4 protein-coding genes are annotated in these 5,574 nt (G+C 35.3%); 2 read left to right on the top strand and 2 right to left on the bottom strand.

What is annotated here, in order from left to right; genetic code table 11:
- The first annotated feature begins 24 nt into the window (after positions 1–24).
- Positions 25–1,173, top strand: coding sequence for a tol-pal system YbgF family protein (locus tag AC3DU7_RS23510; protein ID WP_488041721.1), 1,149 nt, complete (start codon positions 25–27; stop codon positions 1,171–1,173).
- Between the two features lie 351 nt (positions 1,174–1,524).
- On the opposite strand, the gene AC3DU7_RS23505 is transcribed toward AC3DU7_RS23510, so the two are convergent.
- On the bottom strand, positions 1,525–1,842 hold the full coding sequence (locus AC3DU7_RS23505) for a hypothetical protein (protein ID WP_488041720.1): 318 nt from the start codon (positions 1,840–1,842) through the stop codon (positions 1,525–1,527).
- A 365-nt stretch (positions 1,843–2,207) separates the two neighbouring features.
- Positions 2,208–4,550 (bottom strand): globin domain-containing protein, encoded by a 2,343-nt coding sequence (locus tag AC3DU7_RS23500; protein ID WP_488041719.1) that lies wholly within the window; start codon positions 4,548–4,550, stop codon positions 2,208–2,210.
- 456 nt (positions 4,551–5,006) lie between these two features.
- Here AC3DU7_RS23500 and AC3DU7_RS23495 point away from each other — a divergent pair, with 456 nt between their 5' ends.
- Positions 5,007–5,315 (top strand): hypothetical protein, encoded by a 309-nt coding sequence (locus AC3DU7_RS23495; protein WP_293081438.1) that lies wholly within the window; start codon positions 5,007–5,009, stop codon positions 5,313–5,315.
- The last annotated feature ends 259 nt before the right edge of the window (positions 5,316–5,574 follow it).

Raw genomic sequence — 5,574 nt, 5'->3', positions numbered from 1 at the left:
AACACTTAATATTTTAGACTGGCCGTGTACAAAAAAACAGTATCAATATTTAGTAGTTTACTTGTGGCCACAATAACAGCCACTATTCCTTCTATTGCCTATGGGGTTACTTGTCAAGAAACATCTGGGATAAATAGAGGTATTTTTCCTGATTGTGGGGTCAAATTATTGGCTCAGAATCAATCAGTGAATTCTAACTTAGACGAACTACTACGCCAAGGAAGATCGCTGGCGGATGCGGGTAAATACCAACAAGCGGTCGCAATATATCAACAGGCAGCACGTTTAGACCCAAAAAATGCAAAAATATATTCTGGTATTGCTTATTTAGAGGCACTCCAAGGAAATTTTCAAGCTGCAAGTCAGTTTTATCAGCAGGCGATCGCTATTGAGCCTCATAAAGCAGATTTTCAATATGGTTTGGGATATAGTCTGGCTAAGTTAGAAAACTATCAGGCGGCAGTTGAAGCTTATCGTCGTGCTTCTTTACTTGACCGCAATAACGTTAATGCTCATTTAGGATTAGGTGCTGCATTATTTCGCCTAGAAAGATACAATGAGGCGATCGTTGCATATCAAGTAGCAATTCAATCTGATTCTAATAATGCTGAAGCTTATGCTTCAATGGGTTTAGCATTACTAAAACAAGAACGTTTTCCTGAAGCATTGCAAGCACTTCGAGAAGCGGTGAGATTATCACCGAGAGATGCAGGAATGCAAATCAAGTTAGGAACTGCTTTATTATCTACTGGAGATATTAATGGTGGTTTAGCTGCTCTGGAAGTAGCTTCTCGTATAAATCCTCGAAATGCAGATATCCAGTTTCAAATTGCGGAAATTTATCAAGCACAAAATAATACTCAAGCTGCTTTGAAATTTTATCAAAGAGCTGCTTATGCTAATCCCGATTTGATAGAAGCTCGGTTTGCTGCAGCAGACATACTTTTAGAAAGTCAGGATTATTTACAAGCAATAATTATGTATCGGCAAGTAATTAAGAAAAATCCGGATAATGCAGATGCTCATTATAAAATGGGGTTAGCTCTTCAGGCCAGAGAGCGCGTTCGAGAAGCCAGAAAGTATTTTGAAACGGCTTTAAAATTGTTTGAGAAACAGAATAATTTTGAAGGTCAAGAAAAAGTAGAAACTATTATGAAGGAATTGGAAGATTAATTAGTAGACATCTCCAGGAAAGAGGGAGTAGGGAGTAGGGAGTAAGGGGAAAGAATTGATAATTTCTGTACGATAGTTGATTTGATTTTTTATTATTGGAGATGTCTAATGATACACAGCAAAGAGGAATACCTGGCACGGGAGCAAGATGCTCCCACTGTCGCACCTCGTACAATTCACGACAATTACAATGCACCACCACCGATTAATTAATCTTTAGTTAAGAAAGTAGAGAGATGGCAGAGCGAAGAAGGTAATAAATATAATATTTATTTCAATCAGGTCCCTATTCCCTGTTCCCTAAAAGTATTCAATATCTAACAACTTAAATCATATTAATATAAGTTTGATCTACAAATTCAAATTTTCTAATTCTTGCCACAAAGTATTCATAAACTCCTCAGTATCTTTCAAATCCATCTTACCTAAAGCTTCCCACTCTTCAGCACTATAGTTATTGTCAATTCTCATCACATCCTGAGTCCAGTAAGGCAAATTAGATGGTTTATCCATCAGCTCGCGAGCCATATTTTCTGCTGTTTTACCAGGATTTTCCCCAGTAATTTTTGTTGCTAAACAAAACTTTAATAATTTTGCCAAGTTACTATCAGGATAAACTAACATGAGAAAAGCCATATTTTTTGCTAGTAAGTGCTTTTGTGACTCCATAAGTTTTCTATCTATTTTTAGTTAGTTTTAGTCTGGTTGAATTTTAGCATTTGTTGGGAATTTCAAAAAATCTTATACCAATTTGATAAATGCTTGTTACAAATAGTAGAGGTAATAAAGACGGAAGAAGGGGGAAATATTGATAAAAAGGGAAAAAAGTATAGATATAACTATCTCAAATAAACTGGAGCAGTTATTTTTAAGCATAGCCGATCAATATCTATCTTTTTGTAGCATTCTTTTTTAAAATTGGTATTACAGCAGTTTTGGAGTTGATGAGGTACAAAATTACAGAAGTGGGAAAAAAAAGATTAATTCTAAAATTATACCTCACGCTTTCTAAAAAGTGCTGTAAATGTTTAAATTTATTTATACTTTGAACCATCTGGCATAATTGCATCTTTTAAATAGGCATTAGAAAGTTCAGCAACACTTACTTTTGCATCTTTGAGATTCGCACCAACTAAATAAGTTTCAATAAGTTTTGTCCCACTCAAAGTTGCCCCACTTAGATTAACACCGCTCATATTAGCATTACTCAAGTCAGCACAAACTAGATTAGTATTACTCAAATTAGCATTACTCAGATTAGCATTACTAAGATTACTAAAACTGAGATTTGTCTCACTTAAATTACTGCTAGATAATTTAGCATCACTCAGGTTAGCATAACTTAAATTTGCTTGTTTAAGATTTGCATTATCTAGGCAAGCTCCACTCAAATTTGCTTCATTGAGATTTGCTTTTTTCAAATCAATACTTGCCAAATATGCACCTGATGCTTGTAGAGTTCTCAGAGAAACACTATCTTTATTCAAATCCTGAATTGCTATAAACCGAGCTTGACTATCTTTGATGCCTTCTGCTGCATCTATTACGCTCCAAGCTTGATAGTGAAATTCTTTTTTTCGGTCGGGGATTTCTTTGACAAAAATAATTATAGCAACAATAAGACTAATAGTATCGGCAGAATCTAATGTTTTAGCAAAAATAGAATCTTCACCGACTAAATTAACTATTATAACTGCAATAATGACGGCAATAATTACTACATATATTTTTGGCAATTGCCAGAAAATATTAATGATTTGTGTAAGTATTTTTTTTAGCTTTGCTGTTGCTTTTTCAGTAGAATATTTTTTTTCTGACTGTTCTGTATTTTGCTTAATTTTAGTTGTTATTTTTTGCCTAGTTGTTGGAATAGGCAGAGATTTTTTTTCTTGATCAGAAGTGGGTTTTGTCGTTGTTTCTTCTACTTTTTTGGGTATTGGTGTTTTTATATAACCTGCTCCTTCAAACATAAATCTATTAATTTGACCGAGTGCATATGCCCAAGCTTTCCTAACTTCAGGAGTCCAGTCTTCCTGGAGATACTGTTTTAAAGTTTTCAGTATAGTTTTCCCCACTAAAGAGTAATGTTGCTTGAGAGTGCCATAATTAACGTGACGGGCACCAAGAGCGCGTAATACTTCTGCCAAAGCTTCTGGGTTTCGCAGACTTTCCACTACTAAAATTAAAGAGTTAAGCAACTTTTTTTCCTGGTTTTCCATGTCAGTGCGAGCAAACAATGGTTTTGCCTCTGGGTATGCTGCAAATAGATTTTCATAGAAACTGGCAGCAAATTCTGCACCACGGAGCTTAATTTTTTCAAAGCTGTTTTCGATGACTTCTACCTGTAACTTAGAGCTTGATTTTGATACTGGTGCTTTTTCTAAATTGATTTCTATTTGTGGTGGTGAGGTAGTTTGAACTTCTGTGTTTGAAGTTTCTGGAGAATACCCTGCCCCCTCAAACATCAATTGCACAATTTGTTCGTAAGCAAATACCCACGCATTCTTGACTTCTGAATTCCAATCTTGCTGAAGATACTGTTCTAAAGTCTTCAACAATGCTTCCCCAACTAGAGGATAGTGTTGCGGTAGAGTTCCATAATTAATATGGCGGGCACCAAGAGCGCGTAACACATTTGCTAAAACCTCTGGTTGGCGGAGACTTTCGACTACTAACACTAAAGAATTAAGCAATTTTTTTTGTTGCTTTTGTATATCAGTGTGAGCAAATAGTGGTTTTGCTTCTGGGTATGCTGCAAATAGGTTTTCATAGAAACTGGCAGCAAATTCTGCTCCATGGGGTTTGATTTTCTCAAAGCTGGTTTCAATGAGTTCTATTGGTAAGGTAGGGGTTGACTGTGGGGTTGGTATAGCTTGAACTTCGGTTTCAGTGTTCTTAATATAGGGGTTTTTCTTAGTCTGGGTTTCGGTTTCTGTAGTGTCAGTAGTGGGCGATCGCTCCTTCTCTGGTGGATAGTTTGCACCTTGCAACATCAATTTTGCAATCCCACGATAAGCATATATCCAAGCTGCTTTTACTTCTGAAGTCCAATATTCCCCAAGATACTGCTCTAATGTTTTTAGTAGTGCTTTACCTGTAAGGGGATAATGTTGTTGTAGCACTCCATAATTAGTGTGGCGACTGCCTAACGCTTGCACGATTTCTTTTAGTATCTCTGGATGACGCAAATTTTCGACTACCAGCATCAGAGCATCAAGCAATTTTTTTTGTTGCTTTTGTATGTCAGTATTAGCAAACAGTGGTTTTACTTCTGGATATTCTGCAAATAAGTTTTCGTAGAAACTGGCTGCAAATTCATTAGCATAAGGTTTAATTTTTTCAAAACTTTTTTCTATAATTTCAATTTTTGATTGCATTTTTTATGTAAAATTTAGATATTAACTATTGATTATTATAGATAATTTTTTCAGTATCAAATCACACATTCACTTGTAATGCTTCTGCCAGAAATTAAGAATAGCTTGAAAGAGAAAAATAGAAATCTCTGAAAATTACACATGTAGATCATTTCTTGTGTCTTTTTTTAGAAATTTTCTTCCCTATTCCTAGATAAGCTGTTTTCTACTTTAGCAAAAAGTCTATTCTGTTTCGGAGATGTCTAATGTAGATAAAAAAAAGATAAAAAAGATTTAATTGTTACTTTTGTAACAGCTATATTATTTTACAGTTAAAAACTGTAAAGTGTTGTAACAATTACGATTTTGATCGTAATAAATTTTACTCTAGTTTGACAGTTGGTCTAACCTATAAATTACTCTAGTTTGACAATATGTCTAACCTAAAATTTGAAGTAATGCAACGAGGTAAAAATGATGAATAATCTCCAAAAATATCGTATCCAATGCACACTCACTTTCGGCGACATTTATGGCCAAATTATTGTTTGGTTAATAGTGGTATTTTTGAGCATAGCTGGAGGAGTTGCCCTTTGGACTAGTAGTAGCCAAGTCTATGCTCTAGGGGCTATTGCTTTAATCGTAGTTTTGTCTCTACCCTTCTTACTTTTTGCTTTTGTAACTACCTTATTAAATCATATTGAAGTACTTTCAGCAGAACCTAATGATGAAGAAGAGTCTCAAACATCAATGTCTGGTCAGCAAGCAGCAACTTCTCTAGGCTAAATGTTTTGTAATAAGCATTTCCTACGGAATGCTCCGCAAACAGCGGTCAGCTATCAGCTATAAGCGTAATGGGGAAATAGGGAAATGGGGTAAACATTTGGTAAAAATCCAAAATCAAACCTACTCCCTGTTCCCTCTTTTCTGGAAATGTCTAGTGCAAAAAGGCAGAAGGCAGGAGGCTTTAGTTATCTAGGATAGCAGAAGGCAGAAGGGAAGAAAGGTTATTTTGCAAGCTTTTGAACCTTTTTTAACTGGTTAG

The sequence above is a fragment of the Okeania sp. genome (assembly GCF_983059655.1).
The sequence above is the reverse complement of the archived record's forward strand: the minus strand, read 5'-3'. Positions and strand labels throughout refer to the sequence as shown.

Excerpts from the sequence above, each read along its gene's own strand:
- AC3DU7_RS23505 (WP_488041720.1), bottom strand. The coding sequence starts at position 1,842 with ATGGAGTCACAAAAGCACTTACTAGCAAAAAATATGGCTTTTCTCATG.
- AC3DU7_RS23500 (WP_488041719.1), bottom strand. The coding sequence starts at position 4,550 with ATGCAATCAAAAATTGAAATTATAGAAAAAAGTTTTGAAAAAATTAAA.
- AC3DU7_RS23495 (WP_293081438.1), top strand. The coding sequence starts at position 5,007 with ATGAATAATCTCCAAAAATATCGTATCCAATGCACACTCACTTTCGGC.